The following is a 25,840-nucleotide window of genomic DNA, read 5'->3' on the forward strand; positions in this document are numbered from 1 at the left end:
AGAACACTAGGGTTTTTACCTATAAACCCGCCAGTGCTACGATGCCGCGCCGTAAGTACAGACACATCAATAAAGTCCATAAATCGAAGAGGAGAGCGCACTTGGAACGCGAAGTGATGGAGTATGACGTCGTCGTAGTCGGCGGAGGCCCCTCCGGACTGACGGCGGCGATCCACCTCAAACAGCTGGCTGCCGAGAAAGGCGAAGAGCTGGCGGTCTGTCTGATCGAGAAAGGTTCAGAGATCGGTGCGCACATCCTCTCCGGCGCCTGCCTGGAGCCGCACACGCTTGCCGAGCTGTTCCCCGACTGGAAGGAGCGCGGCGCACCGCTGCACACACCGGTCGTCGAGGATCGACTGCTGTTCCTCACACAGCAGACCTCGTACCGCCTGCCGGTACCGCCGACGATGCACAACCAGGGCAACTACGTCATCAGCCTTGGCAACTTCTGCCGCTGGCTCGGCGAGCAGGCCGAGGAACTCGGCGTGGAAATCTATGCCGGCTTCGCCGGCGCCGAAGTGCTCTACGATGACGACGGTGCGGTCGCCGGCGTCGCCACCGGCGATATGGGCCGCGACGTCAACGGCCAGCCCACCGATGCCTTCGAGCCGGGCGTCGAACTGCGCGCCAAGCAGACGATCTTCGCCGAGGGCTGCCGCGGCTCGCTGACCAAGACGCTGTTCGAGCGTTTCAAGCTGCGCGAAGGTGCCGATCCGCAGACTTACGGCATCGGCATCAAGGAGCTCTGGGAGATCGACCCGGCCAAGTTCAAGCCGGGCCTGACGATGCACACCGTCGGCTGGCCGATGGACTTTTCCACCTACGGCGGCTCATTCCTCTATCACTTCGAGGACAACAAGGTCGCCGTCGGCTTCGTCGTCGGCCTCGACTACCAGAACCCCTGGCTGTCACCGTTCGACGAGTTCCAGCGCTTCAAGACCCATCCGGACATCCGCTCGACCTTCGAGGGTGGCCGGCGCCTGGCCTACGGCGCCCGCGCCCTCAACGAGGGCGGCCTGCAATCGCTGCCGAAGCTGACCTTCCCCGGCGGCGTGCTGATCGGCGATACGGCCGGCTTCCTCAATGTGCCCAAGGTCAAAGGCACGCACACGGCGATGAAGTCGGCGATGCTCGCCGCCAAATCGGTGTTCGAGCAGCTCGCCAGCGAGACCCCGAGCGCCGAGGCGGTGAGCTACACCAGCCGCTTCAAGGAGAGCTGGCTGCACGAGGAGCTCTACCGCGTGCGCAACATTCGCCCGGCCTTCCGCGCCGGTCTGGTGCTCGGCTTCGCCTACGGTGCGCTCGACACCTACCTGTTCCGCGGCAAGGCGCCGTGGACCCTGCACAATCACGCCGACCACAGCGCCCTCAAGCCGGCGGCCGAGTACGACAAGATCGAGTACCCGAAGCCCGATGGCAAAATCAGCTTCGACAAGCTCTCCAGCGTGTTCATCTCCAACACCAACCACGCTGAAGGCCAGCCCTGCCACCTGAAGCTGCGCGATGCCTCGGTGCCGATGAAGGTGAACTGGCCGGTCTACTCCGGTCCGGAAGCACGGTTCTGCCCGGCCGGCGTGTATGAATACGTTGGCGAAGGGGAAGAACGGCGGCTGCAGATCAACAGCCAGAACTGCGTGCACTGCAAGACCTGCGACATCAAGGACCCGACGCAGAACATCGACTGGGTCGTGCCGGAGGGCGGTGGCGGCCCGAACTATCCGGGCATGTAGTCCGCGCGGCCCCAGACACAACGAAGCCCCCGTCAGGGGGCTTCTGCATGTTGGAGCACCGCCAGCGGGATCAGACCGACACGCCAACGTTGTCGATCAGGCGGGCGCGCCCGAGCCAGGCGGCGGCAAGAATGCGCAGCTCACGCTCGTCGGCCGTCGGTGTGGCCAGATCCTGAGCACGACGCACCTGCACGTAGTCCGGCCGGAACCCCGCCGTTTCAAGCGTTTCCGCCAGCGCCGTTTCGACCAGCGGGTAATCGCGCTCCCCCTCGCGGATACGCTCGGCCGCCGCACCGAGTGCCGCGTACAAAGCCGGCGCCAGGGCGCGTTCTGCAGCACTGAGATAGCCGTTGCGCGAACTCATCGCCAGGCCGTCATCCTCGCGCACCGTCGGCAGCCCTTCGACATGAATCGGCATGTCCAGATCGGCCACCATGCGACGGATCACCTGCAGCTGCTGCCAATCCTTCTCGCCGAAGACGCCGACATCCGGCTGCACGATGTGGAACAGCTTGCTGACCACCGTGGTGACGCCGTCGAAATGCCCCGGACGCGACAGGCCGCACAAGGTCTCGGTCAGGCCGGACACCTTGACCACCGTCGTCCCCGCCACGCCACGCGGGTACATGTCGCTGACCGCGGGCGCGAACAGTATGTCCAGACCAACCGGCTGCAGGCGCTGCGCATCGGCATCCAGCGTGCGTGGGTAGCTGCCGAAGTCCTCGTTCGGCCCGAACTGCAGGGGGTTGACGAACACGCTGGCGACCACGCGATCCGCCAGCTCGCGGGCCCGCACGACCAGCGCGACATGTCCGGCGTGCAGATTGCCCATCGTCGGCACCAAAGCAACACGCTGACCGTCCCGCCGCCACGCGGCGACGCGCTCGCGCAGTTCGGCGATGCCATGAACACGATTCATTGGGGGAGAGTCCTCAGAAACGAAGTACGGCCGGCGTCACGCACCGGCCCTGGAGTCAGGCGACATTGTGCTCCGGCGCCGGAAATTCACGCGCCTTGACGGCGCTGACATATGCGCGGAGTGCACCCGCAATGCCGCCGCTCTGTCCATCCATGAAATTGCGGGAAAATTTCGGCCGCTTGCCGAGCGTAATGTCGAGCATGTCGTAGCAGACCAGCACCTGACCGTCGCAATCGACACCGGCGCCGATGCCGATCGTCGGAATATCGAGCTCAGTGGTCAAGCGTGCGCCGAGTTCGGCCGGTATACATTCGAGCACGACCATATCGGCGCCGGCGTCCTGCAGGGCGAGCGCATCATCGAGCATGCGCCGCGCGGCAGCCTCTTCGCGCCCCTGCACCTTGTAGCCACCGAGCTTGTGCACCAGCTGCGGCTGCAGGCCGAGATGCGCACAGACCGGCACCCCATTGGCTGCCAGCAGACGCACCGTCTCGGCGACGTTCAGGCCGCCTTCGAGTTTGACCATCTGGGCGCCGCCTTCCTGCATCAGCCGGGCCGCATTGCGCAGCGCCATGTCGACGGTCGCATAGCTCATAAACGGCATGTCGGCGATCAGCAGCGGTATCCGGCAACCACGGCGCACCATCTGGGTGTGGTAGACGATATCGTCCACACTGACCGGCACCGTCGCATCATGCCCCTGCGCCACCATGCCCAGCGAATCGCCGACGAGCACCGTATCAACGCCCGCGGACTCCATCATCGCGGCAAAACTGGCGTCGTAAGCCGTCAGCATGGCGATCTTCTCGCCATTCGCTTTCATCTGCCGCAGCGTCGAAACCGTCACCGGCCGCGAACGCGGCTGCTCCGTATACATCGTCATGTCCTCCCGGCGAGCTCACGCCGGCCAAGCCTCGCCCCCGACACGTTCATGTCGGCCCGCTATTGCAAGACGGCTTCACGAGTGACGGACGGCGACGGCCGCCGATACCTCGCGACGATCGAGAAATCCCTGCACCCAAGCCTCCACCTGCCCCACTCGGGTGCCTTGCTGCTCCGATATGATGCCGGCCTCCAGCCGATCCAACCCTGCGTAAGGGCAAGTCCTGAGCAGATCACGCACTAACCCGTGCCCCGGGATGCACAAGCCCGGGGCAATGTCGGCGAGAGGATACAGGACGAAGGCGCGCTGATGCATACGCGGATGCGGCACGTTCAGCCGGGCGTCAGCGATCATCTGCTCGCCGAACACCAGCAGATCGAGATCCAGCGTCCTCGGCCCCCAGCGCACGTCCCGCACACGCTGTTGTGCGTGCTCGATGTCCTGCAACGCATCGAGCAGGGCATGGGCTTCAAGACCGGTATCGAGCAGTGCAACCGCATTGACGAAATCCGGCTGGCCCGGCGGCCCGCCCACCGGGTCCGAGCGATAGGCCGGTGAAACGGCCTGCAAACACGAATCAGGGATCGCCCCCAGTGCCATCGCCGCTCTCCGCAGCTGGCTCAAAGGCTCCTCAAGATTGCTTCCCAAGCCGATAAATGCCGCTGTCCGCATGCTTCCCCCATCGTCAGTGGCGATTACGATTCGCTGACCGGCCGCGGCCGTCGTGGCCGTGTCCGCCGGCGGCGGCGCGGTGCAGCCTCCTCGCTGTCAAGACTGCAGGCATCATCGGCCACCTCACCCTTCGGGGTAACGAAGCCCTGCCACCACTCGGCGAGCTCGCTGAGTGGTTCGCCGCTCGCCGCGCGCAGCAGCATGAAGTCGTAAGCCGCCCGAAAGCGCGGGTGTGTCGCCAGACGGTGCGGTTTCTTGCCGCTCAGCTCGGCGAAACGCGGCTGCAGCATCCAGATCTCGCGCATCGGCAGCGCAAAGCGGCGTGGCAAAGCCGTATGCGCCAGCTGCATGCCGACGATCTCGTCGGCCGCACGCTCCATCGCCTCGGCGACCGGGAGGCCGCTTTCCAGCAGGACTTCGAAACGCGCGCGTACCGGCTCCCACAGCAGCGCCGCATACAGAAATGCCGGTGTCACTGGCTTGTCTTCGGCGATGCGGGCATCCGTGTTGGTCAGTGCGCGGGTCACCAGCACCCGCGGGTGGCCGTAGAGCTCACGACGCAGGCAGCGGTCGGTCGCCGGAAACAAATGGCGGAACAGCCCGTGCAGACGCAGCAGCTCGAAGGTCTGCACCGCGTAGCCGGCGAGGAACAGCTTCAGCACTTCGTCGAACAGGCGCGCCGGCGGGATGTCGCGCAGCAGGTGGGCCAGCGAATGCAGCGCCGCTTCACTGTCGGGATGGATGCGCATGCCGAGCTTGGCGGCGAAACGCACCGCCCGCAGCATCCGCACCGGGTCCTCGCGGTAACGCTGTTCGGGATCGCCGATCAGGCGGATGACGCCGGCACGCAGATCCTCCATGCCGCCGACGTAGTCGAGTACGGCAAAGCTTTCGATGTCGTAGTACAGCGCGTTGATCGTGAAATCACGCCGCCAGGCGTCATCCTCGATGGTGCCGTAGACGTTATCGCTGAGGATGCGGCCCTCATCGTCGGTGACGACGCCGGGCCCGTCATCGTCTTCGGCCGCCGTCTGCGCGCGGAAGGTGGCCACCTCGATGATTTCGCTGCCGAACTGTACATGCGCCAGACGAAAGCGCCGGCCGATCAGGCGGCAATTGCGGAATAGCCGGTACACCTCTTCGGGATGAGCCGAGGTGCCGACGTCGAAGTCCTTCGGCTCCCGCCCGAGCAACAGATCGCGCACACCGCCACCTACAAGGCAGGCTCGGTGACCGGCCGCGCGCAGGCGGTACATCACCTTGAGCGCATTCGGGCTGATCTGTGATCGGGAGATGGAGTGCTCGGACCGGGGAATGCTAATGGGCAGGTCTGGGCGATTCGCTTCCAAGGGCAGGATCCTTGAAACAGGGCTCTTGTGTAGCGCTGAAAGGGTCGTATAATACGCGCCGCTTCTTACCGGCGCCAGCCTGAAGCTCCCATCGTCTAGTGGCCTAGGACACAGCCCTCTCAAGGCTGGTACAGGGGTTCGAATCCCCTTGGGAGCGCCATCTCATTATGGCCAGCGCCCTGCCTTAAAGCTCCCATCGTCTAGTGGCCTAGGACACAGCCCTCTCAAGGCTGGTACAGGGGTTCGAATCCCCTTGGGAGCGCCACTCACGGCCCAGAAGCAGCGCTGAAGATTTCGGGTGCAAAACCGGCATCCAGGCGACAATTCCCTCCCCCGGTCGTCACTCCACCCCGATATATCCCGCCACAGGCTTACGTCTGCCGGACTCGTTTTTACCCGGCATGCGATGACGCCGACCCGCGATGCGGCTAGCCTGAATGCCCTGCGATCATGGGTCGAGGCGCCACATGTCCATCTCTCATCGATTGTTGCTGGTCATCGTGCTGGCCGTGGCAACGGCCATCAGCGGTGCCACCACCGCTGTCGTCCTCATCGCCCGCGACAACGTGCTGATGCGCCTCAGTCATCAGGCCGCGCAGATCGCCGAGTTCGTCGGCCGTGGCGTGGCCAACACCAATGGCGATCAGGAGGTCGCCAAGCGACTGACGGATGGCGTCATCGGCGGAGGCCATGTGCGCCACATCCGCATCGAATTCACCGACGGCACGCCTGTCGTCGAAGCCCGCCCGCAACAAACGCCTCCCGCCCTCGCCCCGGCCTGGTTCGCACAATTGATGAACCTGCCCAATATCGTGGTCAACGCCACCACCGGGAACGGCTGGCGCAACGTCGCGCGCGTCGCCGTCGAGCCCGACCCGACCGCGGCGATCGGCGAATTGTGGAGCGCCGCCCGCGAAGTCGGCGGCTGGCTGCTGCTGATCGGTGTCGCCACCTGCCTGCTCGCCCTGCTGCTGCTGCGCCGCCAGCTGCAGACCCTGACGCAGATCGCCGAGCAGGCCAGTGCGATCCTGCACAACCGTTTCGAACCGCTGCCCGCCCCACCAACGACCTCGACACTGGCACCAGTCATCCAAGCGATGAACCGGCTGGTCGCGCGCATGCAGCTGGATTTTCGTGATGCCGCCACCCGCTGCGAACGCCTGCGTCAACAGGTGCTCAGCGACCGCACCACCGGTCTGCCCAACCGCCGCTGGTTCGAAGGCCGACTGCACGAAGCGCTGTACGCGGAAGATGAAAATGGCTACGGCGCCCTGCTGCTGCTGCGCCTGCCGCGTCTCGACGAACGCAACCGCCAGGAGGGCTTCGCCCCCACCGACCGCTGGCTGCGCGAGGTCGCGGCACGCCTCGCCGCCTTTGGCAGCCGTCAGGACGGCTGGGCTGCCGCCCGGCTGCGCGGTGCCGACTTCGCCCTGCTTGCCAGCGGACTGTCGCCCGGTGACGAACCGCGCCAGCTGGCCGAGGAACTGCTGCAGACCCTCGACGAACTGGCCGATACCGACCCGGCCTTCGCCCCGATCATCGGTATTACTCACTACCAGGCGGCGGCCGATCCCGCAGCACTGCTGCGCAGCGCGGATGCGGCGCTGGCACGCGCTGAACAGGAACCCCGCCGCTGGTGGCAGGACACGGACGTGAACGCCGCCGAGATCACTGCGGCACCGCGCCGCGATTGGCCACAGCTGCTGCACAAAGCCCTGGAGGACGAGCACCTTGCGCTGGTCGGGCAGACGGTATTCGCCGGTGATGGCTCGGTGCTGCACCATGAAGCCCTCGCCCGCCTGCCGGTCGCCGGCGAAGACACGCCCCTGAATGCCGGATTGTTCTTTCCAGTCGCCGAGCGCCTCGGCCTCGCCGCTGACTTCGATCGCCTGATCGTGCTGCTGGTGCTCGACGAGCTGCTGCAGGCCCGTCGGCCGCTCGCGGTCAACCTCTCGGCAGCGGCGCTCGCCGATCCGGGATTCCTTGATTTCCTCGCCATCGAACTCGGACGTCATGCCGGACTGGCACCCTGGCTGATCTTTGAGACGCGTGAATCAGTCGTGCTCAGCGATCTCGAACGCGGCATCGCCTTCGTCGCCACCTTGCGCCGGCTCGGCTGCCGCTTCGGTCTGGACCATGTCGGCCGCCAGTTTCCTTCGCTCGACTACCTGTCCCGGCTCGGCGTCGAGTACCTCAAGCTCGACGGCAGTTTCGTGCGCGGCATCGACCGCGAACCGGCGCAGCGTGCTTTTATCGAGGCCCTGGTGCACACCGCCCACAGCATCGGCGTCAAGGTCATCGCCGAGCGCATCGAAACCAGCGTCGAAGCCGCGGATCTGCGCGAACTGGGGATCGACGGCCTGCAGGGCCACGCACTGGCCCATCCGCAAGCCCTCGGCAGTCTGCTCTGAAGCAGAGCAGGCACTGCAGGTGTGCGGCAAGAGCGCTTGCCAGATCCACAGGCTCTGCGGAATCCAGAACTTATTGTCATCGGCATGATCCATGGATGTGTAATGCTGCGATGCAGCATTACACCCGCCCTGCAGAGGCGTCACATACGGAGGTCATCGATGGACGCACTCAAAGAAGCCACCGACAAACTGTTCAGCTGGTGGTGGCTCACGCCATGGAAAGCACCGGACACCGAACCCGCAAAGACCAAGCCGCGGGTACGCCGCAAAACCGAAGGCATCCAGCTGGGTCTGGCACTGCAGGGCGGCGGTTCACACGGCGCCTACACCTGGGGTGTGCTCGACCGCCTGCTCGAAGAGCCGCGTATCGACATCAGTGCGATCAGCGGCGCCAGCGCCGGCGCGATGAACGCCGTCGTCTGCGCGCAGGGTCTTGCACTCGGCGGTCGCAAGCGTGCACAGCAGGCGCTTGCCGAATTCTGGACCGCGGTGTCCGAAGCCGCGCGCTCGGTATCGATGCCGTGGGACAGCCTGACCGGCCTCGGCGAAGGGGAAGTCTCGCCCTCGATGCGCAGCCTGCTGGCGCTGACCCGCGTGTTTTCGCCTTACGAACTCAACCCCTTAAACATCAACCCGCTGCGCCAGGTGGTCGAGGAGCACATCGACTTCGATGCCCTGCGCAAGCCCGCCTGCCCGCGCCTGTTCATCTCGGCAACCCGCGTGCGCACCGGCTCGCTGCGGGTGTTTCGCAACGACGAGATCAACGCCGATGCCCTGCTTGCCTCGGCCTGCCTGCCGACACTGCACCACGCCGTAGAGATCGACGGCGAGCCCTACTGGGACGGCGGCTACAGCGGCAATCCGGTGGTCTACCCACTGGTCGACGAGGGCCACTGCAGCGACATCATGGTGCTGCTGCTCAGCCCGCTGGAGCGGGACACGCCAGTGCGCAGCGCCAAGGAAATCATCTCGCGCGCCAGCGAGATCAGCTTCAACGCCGGCTTCCTGCGCGAAATGCAGTGGCTGGCCCGCGACGAGCGCGACGGCCGTCTGCCGCAGACGCATTTCCATCTGCTCGAACCCGATCCGGTGATCGAGGAACTGAGCCAGGTCAGCAAACTCAACGCCGAGCGCGAATTCCTCGAAAAGCTGCACGAACACGGCCACGCGGCCGCCGATGCCTGGCTGGGCCAGCACCGCAAGGATCTCGGCACACGCTCCAGTGTCAGTCTGGCCACGGTGTTCGGCACCGCCTGAAGCCGCCTTACACAGCGATTGACCGGCATCAGCCGAGCGGCCGCGTTCGGAGCTAGGCTTAGCCACAGAGCAACGGCCGCAGGGAGTTTCCGGCATGAACGGCGAGAGCGGACGCCGTGGCGTCATCACGGCCATACGCGGCAGCGTCATCGATGCCCGTTTCCCGCCGCCGCTGCCACCGCTCGGCACTTTGCTGGTGACCGGCGCGGGCGACAGCATCGCCGTCGAGGTCAGCGGTCACCCGAGCGCCGACACCATCCGCGGCATCGCCCTGGCGCCGACGCAGGGGCTGGCGCGTGGCGCAACCATCCGCGACAGCGGTGGCGGCCTCAGCGTGCCGGTCGGCGACGCGCTGCGCGGGCGCATGCTCGATGTCTTCGGCAACACCATCGACGACGGCCCGCCGCTGCCGGCGACGCTGCCGCGGCGGGCGATCCACCAGCCGCCACCACCGCTGGCCCGCCGGCGTGTCGCCAACGACGTGTTCCTCACCGGCATCAAAGTCATCGACCTGCTCTGCCCGCTCGAACGCGGCGGCAAAGCCGGGCTGTTCGGCGGCGCCGGCGTCGGCAAGACCGTGGTCATCACCGAGCTGATCCACAACATGGTCGGCCAGTACCGCGGCATCAGCCTGTTCTGCGGCATCGGTGAACGCTGTCGCGAGGCCGAGGAACTGCAGCGCGAAATGCAGCAGGCCGGCGTGCTCGACCATGCCGTGCTGCTGTTCGGGCAGATGGACGAACCGCCCGGGGCACGCTTTCGCATCGGCCACGCCGCGCTGGCGGTCGCCGAGCACTTTCGCGACAGCGCCGGGCAGGACGTGCTGCTGCTGATCGACAACATCTTCCGCTACATCCAGGCCGGCGCCGAAGTCTCCGGGCTGATGGGGCAGATTCCTTCACGCGTTGGCTATCAGCCGACGCTGGCCACCGAGCTGGCCGAGCTCGAAGAGCGCATCTGCAGCACCGATCGCGGTGCGATCACCTCCGTGCAGGCGGTCTATGTGCCGGCCGACGACTTCACCGATCCGGCGGCGAGCGCGACCTTCTCGCACTTGTCGGCCACCGTGGTGCTGTCGCGCAAGCGCGCGGCGCAGGGCCTGTATCCGGCGGTCGATCCGCTGGCCTCGGACTCGAAGATGCTGTCGGCCGCGATCGTCGGCGAGCGCCACGAGCGCATCGCCCGCGCCGTGCGCCGCACGCTGGCCGAGTACGAGGAGCTCAAGGACATCATCGCCATGCTCGGCCTGGAGGAGCTCTCCGCCGCCGACCGCGCCACCGTCAGCCGCGCCCGCCGGCTGGAGCGCTACCTGACGCAGCCGTTTTTCACCACCGGCCAGTTCACCGGGCAGACCGGGCGCAGCGTGGCGCTGGCGCAGGTGCTCGACGACTGCGAAGCGATCCTCGCCGATGCCTGCGCCGACTGGCCGGAATCGGCGCTGTTCATGATCGGTGCACTCGACGAGGCGCGTGCCGCGCGCCAGGCGGCGCAGCCATGAAACTGCACGTGCGCCTGCCGGACCGCGAACTGCTCACGGCCGAGGTGATCCGCGTGCGTGCGGTCGGCCGCGAAGGCAGCTTCTGCCTGCTGCCGCGTCATCGCGACTGGGTCACGGTGCTGCCGCCTGGCCTGCTCGCCTGGACCGATGCGCAGGACCAGGAGCACCACCTCGCCGTCGACAGCGGCGTGCTGCTCAAATGCGCCGACGAGGTACGCGTCAGCGTGCGCCGCGCCGTCGCCGGCGACGATCTCGCGCAGCTGCAACGCGTCGTCGAACGCGAGTTTCTGCGCGTCGACGAACTCACCCGCGGCACGCGCGATGCGCTGGCCCGGCTCGAAGCCGGCGTGGTGCGCCGCTTCGTCGATCTCAGTGGCCGCCAGCCATGAGCCAGCGTCCGCTGCCGCCGCGCGACCGGCGCATCGCCCGCGATCTCGGCCGCGACTGCCGCCGCCGGCTGCGGGCGCAGCGGCGCGGCGCGTTCCACCCGTGGATCGGCATGGTCGGCGCCGTCGGCTGGATGATCGCGCTGCCGACCGTCGCCGGCGCGCTGCTCGGCCACTGGCTCGATCACCGCGGCGTCGGCGGGCCGGCGTCGTGGACGCTGACCCTGCTGCTCGCCGGCCTCGCCCTCGGCTGCCTCGGCGGCTGGCAATGGCTGCAGCGCGAAAGCCACCGCGACGATGAGAGCAATGACCCGCCAGACGACGAGGCCCGCCGATGACTCCGCTTTTCACCTGGCTGGCGATCGCCGGCGGCGGCTTCGTCCTCGGTCTGCTGCACTTCGGCGGGCTGTGGCTGAGCCTGCGCCTGCTGCGCCAGCGCACCCGACCGGCCCTCTGGCTGCTCGCCAGCAGCGGGCTGCGCATCGCCGTCAGCCTCGGCGGACTGTGGTGGCTGATGGCCGGCGCGCCGCTGCGCCTGCTCGCCGCACTCGGCGGCTTCATCCTCGCCCGCTGGCTGCTCAGCCAGCGCCTCGGCGGCCTGCAGCCGCAGGACTCACGTCCATGAACATCACCCCCGACGCCCTCGTCTACGCCTGGCTCGGCCCGCTGCCGGTCAGTGCCACCTTGATCAACACCTGGATCGTCATGGCGCTGCTGCTGACGCTGGCGCTGCTCGGCCGCCGCCAGCTCGGCGACGCCGACACGCCGGGGCCGCTGCAGAACCTGCTCGAAGCCGTCGTCGAAGCCCTGCGCGACCAGCTGCGCGACATCGCCCAGCAGGACCCGGCCGCCTACCTGCCGTTCGTCGGCACGCTGTTTCTGTTCATCGCCGTCAGCAACCTGCTCGGCGTCGTGCCCGGCTTCGAGCCGCCGACCGCCTCGCTGTCGACGACGGCGGCGCTGGCGCTGGCGGTGTTCGCCGCGGTGCCGTGGTTCGGCATCCGCCATTCGGGCGTGCGCGCCTATTTCGCCGAGTACCTGAAGCCGACGCCGCTGATGCTGCCGCTGCACATCATCAGTGAGCTGTCGCGCACGCTGGCGCTTGCCGTGCGCCTGTTCGGCAACATCATGAGTGACTCGGTGATCATCGCCATCCTGCTCAGCGTCGCGCCGCTGATCTTTCCGGTGCTGATGCACCTGCTCGGCCTGATCACCGGTTTGCTGCAGGCCTATATCTTCGCGGTGCTGGCGATGGTCTACATCGCCGCCGGCACCGCGGCCCGTCCCCCGCAGTCCTGAGGAATCCCGTCATGGACGCCATCACCCTCGTCGCCGTCGTCTCCATCGTCACCGCCGGCCTGACCATCGCCATCGGCGCGCTCGGCCCGGCACTGGCGCAGGGACGCGCGATCGCCCAGGCGCTCGCCGCCATTGCCCAGCAGCCGGACGAGGCGCCGACACTGAGCCGCACCCTGTTCGTCGGCCTGGCGATGATCGAATCGCTGGCGATCTACTGCTTCGTCGTCTCGATGATCCTGATCTTCGCCAACCCGTTCTGGAACGCCCTGCTGCAGGCTGCGCACGGAGGCTGAGCATGCACGTCGACGTGTTTACCGTCGCGGCGCAGCTGATCAACTTCGCGCTGCTGCTCTGGCTGCTGAAAAAACTGCTGTATGCGCCGGTGCTGGCGACGATGGAGCGCCGCCGCGCGCGCATCGCCGCCGAGCAGCAGCAGGCGCAGGCGGCCAAGGCCAGCGCCGAGCAGCTCGCCGGCGAGTACCGCGAACGCCTCGCCGCGCTCGACGGACTCGAAGCCGAACGCCGCGCCACCCTGCAGCGCGAACTCGACAGCGAGCGCAGCAGGCAGCTCGACGCCATTCGCCGCGAGGCCGAAGCCGCCCGCGCCCAGGCGCAGGCGCGTCTGGCGCAGGAGCAGGCGCATCAGGCCGGCGAGCTACGGCGCGCACTCGAACAGCGCCTGCTCACGGCGTGCCGGCACGCACTCAACGAACTCGCCGCCTGCGGACTGGAAACCGCGATGGCCCGCGCCCTGCTCGCCCGCCTGCACGGCACGGCGCTCGACGCGACGACCCGCGCCGCGCTGCACGATGGCTGTCGCATCATCAGCCGCGAGCCGCTGCCCGCCGAGACGATGGAGGTGCTGCGCGAGGGACTGAATGCCTGGGCCGGGCAGGCGCTCGACATCCACTTCGAATGCGAAGCCACGCTCGCACCCGGCATCGTCCTCGCCCTCGCCGACCGTCGCCTGGCCTGGACCAGCGACGAATGGCTCGACGGTCTGGCCGAGCGTCTGGCGCAGGCCGACGACAACGCTGCCGCGACGCTGGCCAATGCGGGCAGTCAGGCGGAGGCCCACCATGGCTGACGACAGCGCCCGCCCCGGCGCGGCCCTGTTCGCCGGCCTCGATGCCGCGCTGGCCTCGCCGGCCCCGCCGGGCTGGCGCGAAACCGGCATCGTCACCGACGTCGGCAACGGCGTCGTCCACGTCAGCGGCCTGCGCGGCGTCGAAGCGATGGAGCTGGTGTGCTTTCCCGGTGAGATCTACGGCATCGCCTTCAACCTCGACGAAGACGAAGTCGGCGTGGTGCTGCTCGGCGAGCGCGACGGCCTCGGTGCCGGCGACCGCGCCGAGCGCACCGGCCGCGTCGTCGACGTGCCGGTCGGCCCGGCGCTGCTCGGCCGCGTCATCGACGCCCTCGGTCGCGCACTTGACGACGCCCCGCCGCCACGCTGTAACACCCGCCTGCCGGTCGAACGGCCGGCGCCGCCGATCAGCGCGCGCGCGCCGGTCACCGTGCCGCTGGCCAGCGGCCTGAAGCTGGTCGATGCGGCGGTGCCGATCGGCCGCGGTCAGCGTGAGCTGATCCTCGGCGACCGCCAGACCGGCAAGACCGCACTGGCGCTGGATGCGATCGTCAATCAGCGCGGGCGCGACGTGGTCTGCATCTACTGCGCGATCGGCCAGCGCGGCTCGGCCGTGGCCCGCGTCATCGCCGCGCTGCGCGAGCACCAGGCGCTGGAGCACACCGTCGTCGTCGTCGCCGCCGGCGAGGACGCGCCTGGCCTGCAATACCTGACGCCCTACGCCGCCACCAGCATCGGCGAATGGTTCATGGCGCAGGGCCGCGACGTGCTGATCGTCTACGACGATCTCGGCAAACACGCGCAGGCCTACCGCGAACTGTCGCTGCTGCTGCGCCGCCCGCCGGGGCGCGAGGCGTATCCCGGCGACATCTTCTACATCCACTCGCGCCTGCTCGAACGCTCGACGCACCTGCGCCCGGCGCTCGGCGGCGGCTCGCTGACCGCACTGCCGATCATCGAAACCGAAGCCGAAAACCTCGCCGCCTACATCCCGACCAATCTGATCTCGATCACCGACGGCCAGCTCTATCTGTCGCCGCAGCTGTTTCGCAAGGGCGTGCTGCCAGCAGTCGAGCTCGGCCGCTCGGTGTCGCGGGTCGGCGGCAAGGCACAGCTGCCGGCCTACCGCGCCGTCGCCGGGCCGCTGAAACTCGCCTACGCCCAGTTCGAGGAACTGGAATCCTTCGCCCGCTTCGGCACCCGGCTCGATGCCAGCACGCGCACCACGCTCGAACGCGGCCGCCGCGTGCGCGCGCTGCTGACGCAGCCGTGCTTCACGCCGCTGTCGGCGGCGCAGCAGATCGGCGTGCTGCTGGCGGCGACGCGCGGCGAGTTCGATCAGGTGCCGCTCGATCGCATCGACGCCGCCGAGTCAGCCTTGCTGGCAGCGCTCGCCACGGAGGGAGCCTCCCTCTGCGCCCGCATCGAGGCCGGCGCCGCCGCGGACGAGACACTGCTGCAGGCGCTGCTCAAGCTTGCCCGGGCCGCCCTGGCACCGTTCATCGAGGCACCGCCCGATGCCGACACTTGAGGCACTGCAACGCCGCCAGCACACGCTCGGCGAGCTCGCCGGCATCGTGCGCACGATGAAGACACTGTCCGCGGTCAGCATTCGTCAGTGCGAGCGTGCCGCCAGCGCCCTCGCCGACTACGACGCCGACGTCGCCAGCGGCCTTGCCGCCGTGCTGGCCGAACTGCCCACGCCGGCAGCCGAAGCGGCCGCCGACCCCCGCCGCGCCGCGCTGGTGCTACTCGGCAGCGACCACGGCCTGTGCGGGCATTTCAACGAAGGTCTGCTGGAGGCGGTGCGCGCCGCCGGCTGCCGCCCGTCGCGCCTGCTCGCCGTCGGTGAACGCCTCGCCGATCTGTGTGCCGACGCCGGCCTGCATCCGCTCGAACGCCTGCCGGCACCGGTCGCCGCCAGCGGCCTGACGACGACCGTCGCCGCCGTGCTCGGCGTGCTCGCCGGCTGGCGCGAGCAGCAGGCCGGCGTGCAGGTGCAGCTCTGGCACCCGCGCATCCAGCTCGGTGATCCGCACCAGCCGCAGGCACTGACCCTGCTGCCGCCAGCGCTCACCGAACTGCGCGCCCGCCCCTGGCCGCACGCCGCACGCACGCCGGGCTTCGGCCAGCCGGCAGCGACATTGCTCGAAGCGCTGCTCGAAGAACACTTGTTCGTGCGTCTGTACCGCGCCCTCGCCGAGGCCCTGGCCAGCGAACACCAGAGCCGGCTGCTGACGATGGAAGCCGCCGAGCATCACATCACCGAGCGCCTCGCCGGCCTCGACGGCGAGGTTCGCCAGGCGCGACAGGAAGCGATCACCGGCGAGCTGCTCGACCTTGTCGCCGGCTTCGAAGCGATGGCGCGCTGAGCACTCAGCGCTTGCGGATCCAGCGCTTCATCGCAGTGACATCAGCCGGATCGTAATCAGCCAGCCAGTGCTCGATCTGCGCCAGCCGCGCACGGGCATCGATGACACCGACATCATCGCCATCCTGCTCCAGCCGCCGCACCCGACGGCGGTAGAACAGCCAGTCCTCGGCCAGAATTTCGAGATCGGTCACGCTCGGATCGAGCACACCCTCGCGCTTACGCACCCGATACTCGACCCGCCCGCCCGCATCGGCATGCTCGGCCAGCGCCTGCGCCAGCCCGCCCGGCTGCACGTCGACGATCACATCCGGCGACGGCTCACCGCAGCCCCAGAGGACCAGCAACAGCAACCAGAGGACGATTCGCCCGTGCATCGATACGACACCGCTCAGCGCCGGCGGACATCCGCCACTTTTAGCGACCGCAGACCGCGGCCATCGTTCGCTGGCCACAGACCAGCAAAAACCGCTACACAGCCATCCACACACCGGATGGCTGTGTAGCGAGCAGCGCAGAACGGCGTTGGTGCATGAATAATCCGCCGGCCGAGTTTCCCCAACCCCGGACGGATTTTACCTGTGCCTAGCCTGACTGAGCGGCATACCAAGGCGGGTCATCCTGTTCATGGCCGCGACGCGCAGGTAGCACTCGTTGACCTGCCCGTCCCACGACCGCGCCTGCAGGTGATCCCCGAACAGCCCCTTGATGCGGCCCATCGCCGTCTCGGCGAGCGAGCGGCGGTGATAGCCGATCGGCTGCTTCCAGGCCTTGAGTCCGTCGCGCTCGATCACTTCGAGGGCTGCGCTGCGCGGGTGCACCCGGCCGTCGGGCAGCGCCGCCCAGGCGGCGGCATTGGCGCACGGCGGGATGGCGGCGCTGGCCTTGCGCTCCAGCAGCAGGTCATGACAGGCACGCGTGTCGTGAGCACCGTCGGCCAAGACTTGCGCCAGCAGTTCCGGCAGCACCTCGGCGTCACCGACACTCGATTCCGTCACCAGCGCCGCCACCACTTCGTGCGTGGCCGCGTCGACCGCCAGATGCAGTTTTCTCCAGACGCAGCGATCGTCTGCGCCGTGCTTGCGTACCTTCCACTCGCCCTCGCCGAACACCTTCAGCCTGGTCGAATCGATCAGCAGATGGCGCGGCGCCTCGCTTGCCCGGCGCTCGATCGCTACGTTCAGCGTCCGCCCGCGACGCGACAGCGTCGTGTGATCCGGCACCGCCAGATCCGCCCCCATCAGTTGCAGGATCAAGCGCAGCAGCCCCTCGGCCGCCCGCAGCGGCAAGCGGTACAGCACCCGCACGGTCAGTGCGCACTGGATAGCCGTCTCCGAATAGATGCACGACGCTCCGCGCCGGCCCGTGCGCTGCGACTCGTGCCAGCCGGCCAGCATCGCCTCATCGATCCATAGCGTCAGGCTGCCGCGCTGTACCAGCGCCGCCTCGTACTCGGACCAGTTGCGCACGCGGTAGTCGGTCTTCGGCTTTCAGGTATCGAGGGCGGTGTTGGTCATGTCCGCCACGCGACCGGTTCAGGCGGGCAATCGTCACCAAGCGACGATGGTTGCAGGGGGATTCATGCACCAACGCCCCTACATGACCACCCTTCCTGCGCGTTATTCAAGCTTTGTTCCAGGTGCCGGAACTGGCACCGACTTCAGCGAGATCATTCGACTGGTGGGACTTGATGCCATGGTTCGCCTGCAACGAGAGTTGCTGCGTCGATTTATCAAAACAGTGGATCAACACGACTCAAGGGATCGGTGCTTTATCGCAACAATCGAATCTTTAGCCGATTTGGCTTGTAGCTGCGCGTGCAAGCGCCCCAAGAAAGCGACTATGCGTGGTTTAAATGGAACCCGCTCAAGAAGCTTCTGCCGCTTCTGTGGGAAACCTGCCGGACTAAAGTCATTTGCAGATGATGTTTCTCAAGTGCGCGGCAACGATGACAATCTACGATTGAGCACCAAGTATTGCACTGACCATCAGCCCCAACTGCCCAGCGGGGCATCCAACCTGGCTTATAGGCGAGCAAAGCGATCTGTCGCACAATTCGACATGGAACTTGGCCGACTTAACCGCCAATGCGCGAACCGAGGCACGCCACAAGCGGCGTCAGGCGACCCGCTGGTGGATCGTTACTTCCACCAGTACCTGCTGAGCCAGACTGTACAACCAGCCGACAAAGGGGAACTGCGCAACCAAGCGCGCTTGATGGTGGACTCGAAGCTATCAGACCGCAAAAAGCAAATGCTGATACTCCAGTGGGATGGACTCAATCAGTCGGAGATAGCGCAGAAACTGAGCATCAAACGCCAGGCAGTATCGAAAGCACTGAAATCACTAGTGGCTTGCCCCAAGCTGCTCCTGCTGGAGGGGTAAGACCCCAAAATTTAGCGGCTAAAATCACCGAGCGGCGGTTCTGGCTTCGAAATCGCAGACAGCAGACCCCGAATCGCGTGTACTTGACCGACTCGAATCGACCCTAAACGGACCGTCGCCTTTTGAAAAGCAGACCTTCGCGCGTCTTGAAATCACCGAAATCTATTCTTCTTTTGTTGTTCGACAACGTATGTATGAAACGTTGGGTGTATTTGCCATTTGTACTTTTGAAGATCATTGAACTTAGCCATATCAACGATATTCGGGTATTCGTTGTAATTGAGGTGATCGTAGTTATCGTCAGGGCCAATTCGTGGGTTGATGAAGCAGGCCATGTGAAGAATTCGAAGCAGTGCGACGGCATGCTCATTTGTTGGTTGCATTCCGATACCATCGATGAGAGTCGCCCTTCTGCTTGGGATCTGCTTCAGCAAGTCGAGAATTTCGATGAATTTATATGATGTTTGTTCTGTCAGGTCGTTAACTACTTCTCTGATCTGTGGACATATTTGGCCATACTCATCGACAATGTTCTCAATGCGCTGAGTGCCAAAATCCAGCAGAATCGAATGTGCTTGTGCATCTCCGATTAAATTACTTTGGCTTTCCTTTGCCGCCGTGATTAGCATCTGAACAGCCTTTACCATATCCCTTGGGCGGAATCGAGCAATCTTCGCAAGCCATTGATCCCAGCTTCGCTTGTCACCATTTATGCCAGGAAGTGTAATAGTGCTCTGTTGGAAGAATGTCGATATACCGCTCCGCGATTTTGCATTGGCGGCGGCAAGGCCGATGCGCTTTTTAAAGATGCTGCGAAGCTCGTCTTCACTAAATTTAAGCTCATATATTTGACCCAGTTTGTCTCTCCTCTCTGTGCCGTGACCATGAGTACGCGTCATCAAATGCCAAATATCAGATCGAACTGAAACCACACATTTCAGAGATGAGATATCCTCAGATAGCTCAATCGCCGCCGAGACAATAGCCCAACATGCGCCATAGTCGAATACGCCTTTCGAATTCTTAGCTACTGCCTCATCAATATCATCGACAAACAGCCATAACGTTTGGCCCCGATCCGTGAGATATTTGTCAATCACATCAGTAAGATTGTTCTTCCCAAGGATGTTCGCCTGTTCATCCAATAACGCTTTGGCAATCTTTCCTCCATGTGGCGTTATCTTTGTCAGAATTTTTGAAAATTTCGTAACAAGATCTGGCTTAGAAAAGCCTTCTTTGATTGCCAATTTTTGAAGTGCCACTACGTCAGAATTAATGGCGATTTCGTTCTCGTTTGAGTGTTTTCCGATAATTCCTGCTGTTGAACGCAATATTTGGCCGTAAGCGGCGGCCTTCCTGTCTGCAAGAGTTTTCTTGGATAGAATGGGGTCGCACTCCAGATCGCTGGGAGTTATGAGTACGGAGAGTTCGCCGTTTCGTAAATAAGCTTCGTGAAGTACATTCACGAATATCGACTTACCAACCCCTTTGTTACCCAGCAGGATTACGCTAGAGTGAAAATCGAAGCTAAGGAGCGAGCTTAGGTTGCCAGGTGGAACGAACACCTCTCCTCGAATCTCTTTCTCCTCTTCTGCGCTTCCTCCCTTAAAGTACTTAACCAAGCTCTGAAGATGGCGCACGATCTTTTTCCTTAATTGGTTGGTGGCTAGAGACATAAGGGAGAAGTGAGGCCAAGCCAGTTGTTCACTAGGCCTGCCGATTTAGACTATTCAAACTCCAAGAACATGCCGGGTGCTGCAACAAATTTATTAACTGAAGGCATGTCACTCTTCGTCGTATTATTTGATTATAACGACATCCCCCGGAATTGAGTAGTGCCCGACATTAGAGTCCAATCCCTCACGACAAGGAGATTGGACATGAAGAAGCGCTTCACTGAAGAACAAATCATTCGCTTCCTGCGGGAAGCAGAAGCCGGAATGCCGATAGCGGAGTTGTGCCGCAAGCACGCATTCTCAGAGGCAAGCTATTACCTCTGGCGCAGCAAGTTCGGCGGAATGAGTGTGTCGGACGCCAGGCGGCTCAAGGAGCTCGAAACGGAAAACACGCGCTTGAAGAAGCTACTGGCCGAAACGATGCTGGAAAATGAGATCGCCAAGGAAGCCCTGCGAAAAAAGTGGTGAGCGCACCGTCACGACGTGATCTGGTGCGCTATCTGATCGACAAGGGACTCAGCGAGCGAAAGTCATTGCGTTTCGTCGGGATGAGTCCGAGCTCATTCCGTTAGCGGCCGGCGACGGATCGCAATGCTGCTTTGAAGGAGAAGATCGTCATGCTCGCTCAACGCCATCGGCGCTACGGAGCCGGGATGATCTATCTGAAGCTGCGGCAGGCCGGCAGGGTGGTGGAATCACAAGCGGGTGGATCGGCTCTACGCCGAGGCTGGTCTGCAAGTGAGAAGGCGAAAGCGGAAGAAGATCCCGGTGTCGGATCGTCACCCGCTAGAGCGCCCTTCGGCGGCCAATCAGGTCTGGTCAATGGATTTCGTGTTCGACCGGACGGCGGAGGGGCGAGTCATCAAAAGCCTGACCGTTGTGGATGATGCTACGCACGAGGCGGTAGCGATTGTTCCCGAACGCGCGATGGGGGGCATGCAACTCACCAGAGCGCTCGATCAGTGAGCCAAGACGCGAGGCCTGCCCAAGGCGATTCGGACGGATAACGGCAAGGAGTTCTGTAGTCGGGCCATACTGGCCTGGGCGCATGCTCGAGGCGTTCAACTCTTTCTCATCGAGCCGGGTAAGCCCAATCAGAACGCCTATATCGAATCGTTCAATGGGCGTTTCCGGGATGAATGCCTGAATGAACACTGGTTCACCAGTCTGCGCCATGCCCAGGTCGTCATCGAGGGCTGGCGCCGTGAATACAACGAGGAGCGACCGAAAAAATCCCTGGGCGGCTTGACGCCCGCAGCCTATGCCAAATCACTTACCCAGAAATCGGGTAAATTACCCACGGACTCTAAAGCTCCCTGCTACTGAAAACGGGGGGACGTCGCTACCTTTCGATGTCAATGGCGTCACCAAGACAGGGCGCAAGAAGTCATGAATAGCACGTCAATATCGGACCCGAAGATCATATGTCCGAACTGCAAGACGGAAATTCGCCTGACTGAATCGCTTGCGGCTCCGTTGATTGCCGCAACTCGCCAGCAGTACGAGCAGCAACTACGCCAGAAAGACGAGGACGTTGCCAAGCGAGAGCAGAACATACGCGATAGAGAGAAGCATATTCTCGATGCACGACGCACCCTAGACGAACAAGTCGCGGATCAAGTTGCTGCTCAGCTAAAAACTGAGCGCGAACGTGTCATAGCCGAAGAAGCCAAGAAGGCACGACTTGCCGCAGCGACTGAGTTGGAAGCAAAGGCGCGCGAGCTTGTCGATCTGCAAGAAGTGCTGAAGGCCCGAGACGCGAAACTGGCCGAAGCACAAAACGCGCAGGCCGAGCTAATCAAGAAACAGCGCGAGCTGGATGATGCAAAGCGGGAGCTTGAACTCACCGTAGAAAAGCGTGTTCAAGAGAACCTAAACGACGTTCGTACGTCCGCAAAACGAGAAGCCGAGGACAGCCTCAAGCTCAAGGTGTTGGAGAAAGATCAGACGATCGCTTCCATGCAACAGAAAATCGAGGAGCTGAAGCAGAAAGCCGAGCAAGGCTCTCAACAGTTGCAGGGGGAGGTTCAGGAGATGGATCTAGAAAGCCTCCTGCGAGCAAAATTCCCGTTCGACTCCATTGAGCCAGTCGCTAAAGGCGAGTTTGGCGGTGACGTGCTTCAGCGCGTCAACAACTCTACCGGGCAGCCAAGCGGAGCAATTCTCTGGGAGTCAAAGCGCACCAAGAACTGGAGCGATGGCTGGCTTACCAAGTTGCGCGACGATCAGCGAGCCGCCAAGGCGGAAGTGTCGATTCTTGTTAGCCAGGCGCTACCGAAAGGCATCGAGACATTTGACGTCGTGGACGGCGTATGGGTAACCACACCCCGCGCTGCATTGCCGGTAGCCACTATTCTGCGTCACACGCTGCTCGAAATAGGCATCGCGCGACAAGTCGGTGAAGGGCAGCAAACAAAGACAGAAATGGTCTATCAGTACCTCACCGGCCCTAGATTTCGTCACCGCGTCGAGGCGATCGTCGAAGCCTTTTCTTCGATGAAAGATGACTTAGACAGGGAGCGCAAGGCGATCATGAAACAATGGGCGAAACGCGACGAGCAAATCGAGCGGGTCATGGTCGCCACGGTTGGAATGTATGGTGACCTTCAAGGCATAGCAGGAAAGACGTTGCAGGAAATCGAAGGCTTGAGCTTGGCGGCATTGCCAGGTCCGGGCGATGACAACCAAGGAGAGTTGCCACAATGACAACCGGACCAACCCCGGGCGTAGCATCGGCCGTTCCAACTGCGCCTCCCGCACCGGCACTGTCGCAGCTCCACGATGCCGCTCAGCAGGCAAGGAATCTCCGTCAAGTTCTTCAGGACGACAAGCAGCGCATCGGTTGCTTTCTTGGTGCAGGCTGCCCTCTCGGCGTCTACGACGCGGCTGGTAAGAATAGCGTCGTACTAATTCCCGCTGTCGTCGAGTTGACCAACCGGGTCGCCAATGGATTGCAAGCCATCGACAGTGCGCCTAGTGCCGCCTCTAAGTTCAAGACACATTGGGACGCGATGTATGGAGAGTGCAGACCGTCTGATGGAAAAGAGCCAACAGTCGAGGACGTTCTGACAGAACTCCGGGCATTGGCCAATCGCCGAGGGAACGCAGAAATCCTCGGGATGACAAAAAAGAACCTTACCGATCTCGATGAGGCGATTTGCACACTGATCGCCAACGAGATCAGCAAGAGTCTCCCAACCTATCGAAACTCTTACAATCGTTTTGCCTCGTGGATCGGCGGCGTCCAGCGAGATTGGCCTGCGGAGATTTTCACGCCCAACTACGACCTACTCTTTGAGCAGGCTCTTGAGCAGCATCCACTGCCACACTTCGACGGATTTGTCGGGTCGCGTGAACCCTGGTTCGATCTTTCTTCGATCGAACACGATGCGATTCCCAATCGCTGGACGCGGCTCTGGAAACTTCACGGTTCGATTAACTGGGAAAAGAACGAGGAGACCGTGAACGCGACGACGGTGACACGCATCGTTCGGGTCACCCGTGCCGCTGCGGCGGGAAAGGTGATGATCTATCCATCACACTTGAAGTACGACCAAAGCCGCCGCATGCCGTACTTGGCGATGCTCGATCGTTTGCGGGCCTTCTTTCATGGGAAAGATGCACCTCGGATGATCGTCTGCGGCTATTCGTTCCTCGACGACCACCTGAATGAGATCCTGCTCGATGGCCTGCGCGGCAACCGCAACGCCCAGTGCTTTGCCCTGATGTACTCCAGTCTCGACGCACATCCCCGGGTCGTCGAATACGCATCGAAGCAAAGCAATCTGACCGTACTCGCCTTAGACGGGGCAGTGGTGGGAACACGTGCTGGACGATACCGTCCCGGAACGACGGGTGGCGATGAAAACTCGCCGTGGTTGACCGAGGAATCCGCCGCGGGCGTCGATCCGAAAGATCGCGTGCCGCGCTGCCGCCTCGGAGATTTTCATTACTTCGGACTGTTCTTGGAGCAACTTTGCGGTGGGGGCGCTTCCGATGCATACGCCACCGTCTAACTTGGCCCCTTCTCGGCTCGGCACCGTGGAGAATGTCGATGGATCGAGCATCAGTGTAAAACTCGAAGAAAACACGCCGGGAGGACTCCTTTTTGTCAACGGAGAGGCGTACCAAGTCGGCCAAGTCGGCGGGTTCGTTCGCATCCCCTCCGGCTATGTTGACCTCTACGGGGTGATCTCCCAAGTTGGTGCAGGAGCTGCGCCTGGACCTCTCGAACTTGCTCCACAGTTCGGCAATCGGTGGCTCCGTGTGGAGCTGGTCGGCCAAGGGCGTCGAGGCACGAAGTTTGAGCGAGGCATAGCTCAATACCCATCCATCGGCGACACGGTTCACGTAGTCACCGAGTCGGACCTCAAGACCGTTTACGCTCCAGGCGACGAAGACGGGTACGTTGCGATTGGCCGCGTTGCCAGCGCCGAGTCGATTCGCGCTTATCTTGACCTGAATCGGCTCGTCAGTCGTCATTCTGCAGTCGTCGGAAGCACCGGCGCCGGCAAGTCCAATGCGGTTGCAAATTTGCTCGGCGCCGTATCGGATCGGAACCACTTCAAGTCAGCCCGCGTCGTGTTGTTTGACCTTCACGGCGAATATGGAAAGGCATTTGGCAATCTAGCCAGAGTCTTCAGAGTCGGTGCGGATACCCAAGCCGGAGAGCGTGAGCTGCACGTGCCGTTCTGGGCGTTGACAGCCGAAGAATTCATTTCGATGTCGATGGGGTCTGTCACTTCGACTCCGCTGACGTTGCTGCAAGAGAGACTACTTGCAAGCAAGAAAGCATCCAAAGCTGGCGGTGTTGCTCATGGATTGCCAGACCTCTCGGTGACAATCGACACACCGTTGCCATTCTCTGTTTATCAACTCTGGCATGACTTGTACTCGCTGCATTGCGCGAGTCACAGTGTTAGCAAGAACCAGAACCAGAGCGAGAACACGCGCGCCTACGCCGAGGAAGGCACGCCCCCAGCGAAGATGGTCGGGGATGCGGACAAGCTTGAGCGCCCACGGTTTCTAGCACTTAAAGACGACAAGAGCGATACGGACAAAGTCTACGCCGGCCTTTACGCCGACATGCCGCGCTCGCACTTGGACGTCTTGGAAAGCAAGCTCCGCGATCCTCGGATGCAGTTCCTCTTTCGCCCAGGCAGATGGTCCGTCGCCAAGGACAACTCAACTGCCGCAGACCTTGATGCACTGCTTACAGAGTGGATAGGCGCGGACGCTCCAATCTCTGTCTTCGACCTCTCGGGGATTCCCACTTCGGTTGTTGATGATCTCGTTGGAGCTGTGCTTCGCATTCTCTACGATGCCGTATTTTGGGGGCGACAGAAACCCGAGGGCGGCCGGCAAAGGCCGCTGATGATCGTGCTAGAGGAAGCGCATGTATATCTGGGAGCACAGTCGAAAAGTCGCGCAGCGAACGCCGCACGACGTATCGCAAAGGAAGGACGGAAGTACGGCGTTGGCTTGATGCTAGTCAGCCAACGTCCCGCCGAAGTTGATCCCACGATTTTGTCTCAATGTGGAACCGTCATAGCAATGCGGCTAACGAACGACTCGGATCGCTCGCAAGTCACTTCTTGTGCTTCAGACAACCTCAAAGGATTGTTCTCAATGCTGCCGGTACTACGCACCGGCGAAGCGCTGGTGGTCGGAGAAGCGGTCAACATGCCTATCAGGGCGATTATTGATCGGCCTAGCGAGGGTCGGCGCCCCGACAGTGACGATCCGATGGTCGTCGTTCCTAAAGACCCAACTGGTAAGCGCATACGAAGCGGTGGCTGGACGGAACCCGTGCAAAATGAGAACTACAAGCCTCTTGTCGAAGCGTGGCGCACGCAAGACCCGGACGCAGGTACAACTGCACCAACGAAACCGACACCCTAAATGGATCAGGAGAGAC

General features: G+C 63.4%; 23 protein-coding genes, 2 tRNA genes and 1 pseudogene. 19 read left to right on the forward strand and 7 right to left on the reverse strand.

Annotated features, from left to right (window positions below):
* The first annotated feature begins 116 nt into the window (after positions 1 to 116).
* Entirely contained in the window at positions 117 to 1,730 is a 1,614-nt protein-coding gene (locus tag C7443_RS07055; RefSeq protein ID WP_110018036.1) for an electron transfer flavoprotein-ubiquinone oxidoreductase, read from the forward strand.
* Positions 1,731 to 1,800: 70 nt separating this feature from the next.
* Here the strand turns inward: C7443_RS07055 and panC are convergent, their stop codons facing one another.
* The 4 genes from panC to pcnB all read right to left on the reverse strand — a co-directional run bounded on the left by panC (position 1,801) and on the right by pcnB (position 5,562).
* Positions 1,801 to 2,649 (reverse strand): pantoate--beta-alanine ligase, encoded by an 849-nt coding sequence (panC, locus tag C7443_RS07060; RefSeq protein ID WP_110017890.1) that lies wholly within the window; start codon positions 2,647 to 2,649, stop codon positions 1,801 to 1,803.
* Between the two features lie 55 nt (positions 2,650 to 2,704).
* Complete coding sequence (panB, locus tag C7443_RS07065) at positions 2,705 to 3,526, reverse strand: 3-methyl-2-oxobutanoate hydroxymethyltransferase (RefSeq protein WP_110017891.1); 822 nt, start codon at positions 3,524 to 3,526, stop codon at positions 2,705 to 2,707.
* Positions 3,527 to 3,607: 81 nt separating this feature from the next.
* Positions 3,608 to 4,204, reverse strand: coding sequence for a 2-amino-4-hydroxy-6-hydroxymethyldihydropteridine diphosphokinase (gene folK, locus C7443_RS07070; protein WP_110017892.1), 597 nt, complete (start codon positions 4,202 to 4,204; stop codon positions 3,608 to 3,610).
* A 23-nt stretch (positions 4,205 to 4,227) separates the two neighbouring features.
* Positions 4,228 to 5,562, reverse strand: a complete 1,335-nt coding sequence (gene pcnB, locus C7443_RS07075; RefSeq protein WP_110017893.1) for a polynucleotide adenylyltransferase PcnB — start codon at positions 5,560 to 5,562, stop codon at positions 4,228 to 4,230.
* 75 nt (positions 5,563 to 5,637) lie between these two features.
* Here pcnB and C7443_RS07080 point away from each other — a divergent pair.
* The 13 genes from C7443_RS07080 (at position 5,638) to C7443_RS07140 (ending at position 15,863) form a co-directional block, all read left to right on the forward strand.
* A tRNA-Glu gene (locus C7443_RS07080) sits at positions 5,638 to 5,713 on the forward strand.
* A gap of 29 nt (positions 5,714 to 5,742) precedes the next feature.
* Positions 5,743 to 5,818, forward strand: a tRNA-Glu gene (locus tag C7443_RS07085).
* A gap of 202 nt (positions 5,819 to 6,020) precedes the next feature.
* On the forward strand, positions 6,021 to 7,964 hold the full coding sequence (locus C7443_RS07090; protein WP_170123531.1) for a bifunctional diguanylate cyclase/phosphodiesterase: 1,944 nt from the start codon (positions 6,021 to 6,023) through the stop codon (positions 7,962 to 7,964).
* A gap of 159 nt (positions 7,965 to 8,123) precedes the next feature.
* Positions 8,124 to 9,221, forward strand: coding sequence for a patatin-like phospholipase family protein (locus C7443_RS07095; RefSeq protein WP_110017895.1), 1,098 nt, complete (start codon positions 8,124 to 8,126; stop codon positions 9,219 to 9,221).
* Positions 9,222 to 9,315: 94 nt separating this feature from the next.
* Positions 9,316 to 10,719: a F0F1 ATP synthase subunit beta gene (atpD, locus tag C7443_RS07100; protein ID WP_110017896.1), complete on the forward strand. Its 1,404-nt coding sequence runs from the start codon at positions 9,316 to 9,318 to the stop codon at positions 10,717 to 10,719.
* The gene (locus tag C7443_RS07105; RefSeq protein WP_110017897.1) at positions 10,716 to 11,108 is read left to right on the forward strand and encodes a F0F1 ATP synthase subunit epsilon; all 393 of its coding nucleotides are present in this window, start codon (positions 10,716 to 10,718) and stop codon (positions 11,106 to 11,108) included. Before atpD ends, C7443_RS07105 begins: the two co-directional genes overlap by 4 nt.
* Complete coding sequence (locus tag C7443_RS07110) at positions 11,105 to 11,443, forward strand: AtpZ/AtpI family protein (protein ID WP_110017898.1); 339 nt, start codon at positions 11,105 to 11,107, stop codon at positions 11,441 to 11,443. Before C7443_RS07105 ends, C7443_RS07110 begins: the two co-directional genes overlap by 4 nt.
* Entirely contained in the window at positions 11,440 to 11,730 is a 291-nt protein-coding gene (locus C7443_RS07115; RefSeq protein WP_110017899.1) for an ATP synthase subunit I, read from the forward strand. Before C7443_RS07110 ends, C7443_RS07115 begins: the two co-directional genes overlap by 4 nt.
* Positions 11,727 to 12,404 carry a F0F1 ATP synthase subunit A gene (locus C7443_RS07120; protein WP_110017900.1) on the forward strand — a complete coding sequence of 226 codons (678 nt, stop codon included), beginning with the start codon at positions 11,727 to 11,729 and terminating at the stop codon, positions 12,402 to 12,404. Before C7443_RS07115 ends, C7443_RS07120 begins: the two co-directional genes overlap by 4 nt.
* A gap of 11 nt (positions 12,405 to 12,415) precedes the next feature.
* The gene (locus C7443_RS07125; protein WP_110017901.1) at positions 12,416 to 12,697 is read left to right on the forward strand and encodes a F0F1 ATP synthase subunit C; all 282 of its coding nucleotides are present in this window, start codon (positions 12,416 to 12,418) and stop codon (positions 12,695 to 12,697) included.
* A gap of 2 nt (positions 12,698 to 12,699) precedes the next feature.
* On the forward strand, positions 12,700 to 13,491 hold the full coding sequence (locus C7443_RS07130; RefSeq protein ID WP_110017902.1) for a F0F1 ATP synthase subunit B family protein: 792 nt from the start codon (positions 12,700 to 12,702) through the stop codon (positions 13,489 to 13,491).
* Positions 13,484 to 15,022, forward strand: coding sequence for an alternate F1F0 ATPase, F1 subunit alpha (locus C7443_RS07135; RefSeq protein ID WP_110017903.1), 1,539 nt, complete (start codon positions 13,484 to 13,486; stop codon positions 15,020 to 15,022). Before C7443_RS07130 ends, C7443_RS07135 begins: the two co-directional genes overlap by 8 nt.
* Entirely contained in the window at positions 15,009 to 15,863 is an 855-nt protein-coding gene (locus C7443_RS07140) for a F0F1 ATP synthase subunit gamma (protein WP_110017904.1), read from the forward strand. Before C7443_RS07135 ends, C7443_RS07140 begins: the two co-directional genes overlap by 14 nt.
* Before the next feature lie 4 nt (positions 15,864 to 15,867).
* Here the strand turns inward: C7443_RS07140 and C7443_RS07145 are convergent, their stop codons facing one another.
* On the reverse strand, positions 15,868 to 16,239 hold the full coding sequence (locus tag C7443_RS07145) for a hypothetical protein (RefSeq protein ID WP_110017905.1): 372 nt from the start codon (positions 16,237 to 16,239) through the stop codon (positions 15,868 to 15,870).
* A 198-nt stretch (positions 16,240 to 16,437) separates the two neighbouring features.
* A complete protein-coding gene (locus C7443_RS07150) occupies positions 16,438 to 17,331 on the reverse strand; it encodes an IS5 family transposase (RefSeq protein WP_110017906.1) in 894 nt (297 codons plus the stop codon).
* Positions 17,332 to 17,425: 94 nt separating this feature from the next.
* Between C7443_RS07150 and C7443_RS07155 the strand changes: the two genes are divergently transcribed.
* Entirely contained in the window at positions 17,426 to 18,247 is an 822-nt protein-coding gene (locus tag C7443_RS07155) for a sugar-binding transcriptional regulator (RefSeq protein ID WP_246004593.1), read from the forward strand.
* A gap of 152 nt (positions 18,248 to 18,399) precedes the next feature.
* On the opposite strand, the gene C7443_RS19835 is transcribed toward C7443_RS07155, so the two are convergent.
* Positions 18,400 to 19,887: a P-loop ATPase, Sll1717 family gene (locus C7443_RS19835; protein WP_146213252.1), complete on the reverse strand. Its 1,488-nt coding sequence runs from the start codon at positions 19,885 to 19,887 to the stop codon at positions 18,400 to 18,402.
* Positions 19,888 to 20,127: 240 nt separating this feature from the next.
* Here C7443_RS19835 and C7443_RS07165 point away from each other — a divergent pair.
* The 4 genes and pseudogenes from C7443_RS07165 (at position 20,128) to C7443_RS07180 (ending at position 25,824) form a co-directional block, all read left to right on the forward strand.
* Positions 20,128 to 21,249: pseudogene (locus C7443_RS07165) on the forward strand (IS3 family transposase).
* Between the two features lie 63 nt (positions 21,250 to 21,312).
* The gene (locus C7443_RS07170; RefSeq protein WP_246004582.1) at positions 21,313 to 22,629 is read left to right on the forward strand and encodes a DUF2130 domain-containing protein; all 1,317 of its coding nucleotides are present in this window, start codon (positions 21,313 to 21,315) and stop codon (positions 22,627 to 22,629) included.
* On the forward strand, positions 22,626 to 23,939 hold the full coding sequence (locus C7443_RS07175; RefSeq protein ID WP_110017908.1) for an SIR2 family protein: 1,314 nt from the start codon (positions 22,626 to 22,628) through the stop codon (positions 23,937 to 23,939). The genes C7443_RS07170 and C7443_RS07175 overlap by 4 nt, the downstream gene beginning before the upstream one ends.
* Entirely contained in the window at positions 23,920 to 25,824 is a 1,905-nt protein-coding gene (locus tag C7443_RS07180; RefSeq protein WP_110018038.1) for an ATP-binding protein, read from the forward strand. The genes C7443_RS07175 and C7443_RS07180 overlap by 20 nt, the downstream gene beginning before the upstream one ends.
* Positions 25,825 to 25,840 lie beyond the last annotated feature (16 nt).

The sequence above is a fragment of the Plasticicumulans acidivorans genome (assembly GCF_003182095.1).
GTDB classification, from domain to species: Bacteria; Pseudomonadota; Gammaproteobacteria; order Competibacterales; family Competibacteraceae; genus Plasticicumulans; species Plasticicumulans acidivorans.

Coding starts and splice junctions, on each gene's coding strand:
- C7443_RS07090 (WP_170123531.1), top strand. CDS start 6,021: ATGTCCATCTCTCATCGATTGTTGCTGGTCATCGTGCTGGCCGTGGCA.
- folK (WP_110017892.1), bottom strand. CDS start 4,204: ATGCGGACAGCGGCATTTATCGGCTTGGGAAGCAATCTTGAGGAGCCT.
- C7443_RS07175 (WP_110017908.1), top strand. CDS start 22,626: ATGACAACCGGACCAACCCCGGGCGTAGCATCGGCCGTTCCAACTGCG.
- C7443_RS07115 (WP_110017899.1), top strand. CDS start 11,440: ATGACTCCGCTTTTCACCTGGCTGGCGATCGCCGGCGGCGGCTTCGTC.
- C7443_RS07095 (WP_110017895.1), top strand. CDS start 8,124: ATGGACGCACTCAAAGAAGCCACCGACAAACTGTTCAGCTGGTGGTGG.
- C7443_RS07145 (WP_110017905.1), bottom strand. CDS start 16,239: ATGCACGGGCGAATCGTCCTCTGGTTGCTGTTGCTGGTCCTCTGGGGC.
- C7443_RS07135 (WP_110017903.1), top strand. CDS start 13,484: ATGGCTGACGACAGCGCCCGCCCCGGCGCGGCCCTGTTCGCCGGCCTC.
- C7443_RS07110 (WP_110017898.1), top strand. CDS start 11,105: ATGAGCCAGCGTCCGCTGCCGCCGCGCGACCGGCGCATCGCCCGCGAT.
- C7443_RS07180 (WP_110018038.1), top strand. CDS start 23,920: ATGCATACGCCACCGTCTAACTTGGCCCCTTCTCGGCTCGGCACCGTG.
- C7443_RS07125 (WP_110017901.1), top strand. CDS start 12,416: ATGGACGCCATCACCCTCGTCGCCGTCGTCTCCATCGTCACCGCCGGC.
- C7443_RS07155 (WP_246004593.1), top strand. CDS start 17,426: ATGGTTGCAGGGGGATTCATGCACCAACGCCCCTACATGACCACCCTT.
- panB (WP_110017891.1), bottom strand. CDS start 3,526: ATGTATACGGAGCAGCCGCGTTCGCGGCCGGTGACGGTTTCGACGCTG.
- C7443_RS07055 (WP_110018036.1), top strand. CDS start 117: ATGGAGTATGACGTCGTCGTAGTCGGCGGAGGCCCCTCCGGACTGACG.
- C7443_RS07140 (WP_110017904.1), top strand. CDS start 15,009: ATGCCGACACTTGAGGCACTGCAACGCCGCCAGCACACGCTCGGCGAG.
- C7443_RS07120 (WP_110017900.1), top strand. CDS start 11,727: ATGAACATCACCCCCGACGCCCTCGTCTACGCCTGGCTCGGCCCGCTG.
- C7443_RS07130 (WP_110017902.1), top strand. CDS start 12,700: ATGCACGTCGACGTGTTTACCGTCGCGGCGCAGCTGATCAACTTCGCG.
- panC (WP_110017890.1), bottom strand. CDS start 2,649: ATGAATCGTGTTCATGGCATCGCCGAACTGCGCGAGCGCGTCGCCGCG.
- atpD (WP_110017896.1), top strand. CDS start 9,316: ATGAACGGCGAGAGCGGACGCCGTGGCGTCATCACGGCCATACGCGGC.
- C7443_RS07105 (WP_110017897.1), top strand. CDS start 10,716: ATGAAACTGCACGTGCGCCTGCCGGACCGCGAACTGCTCACGGCCGAG.
- C7443_RS07170 (WP_246004582.1), top strand. CDS start 21,313: ATGAATAGCACGTCAATATCGGACCCGAAGATCATATGTCCGAACTGC.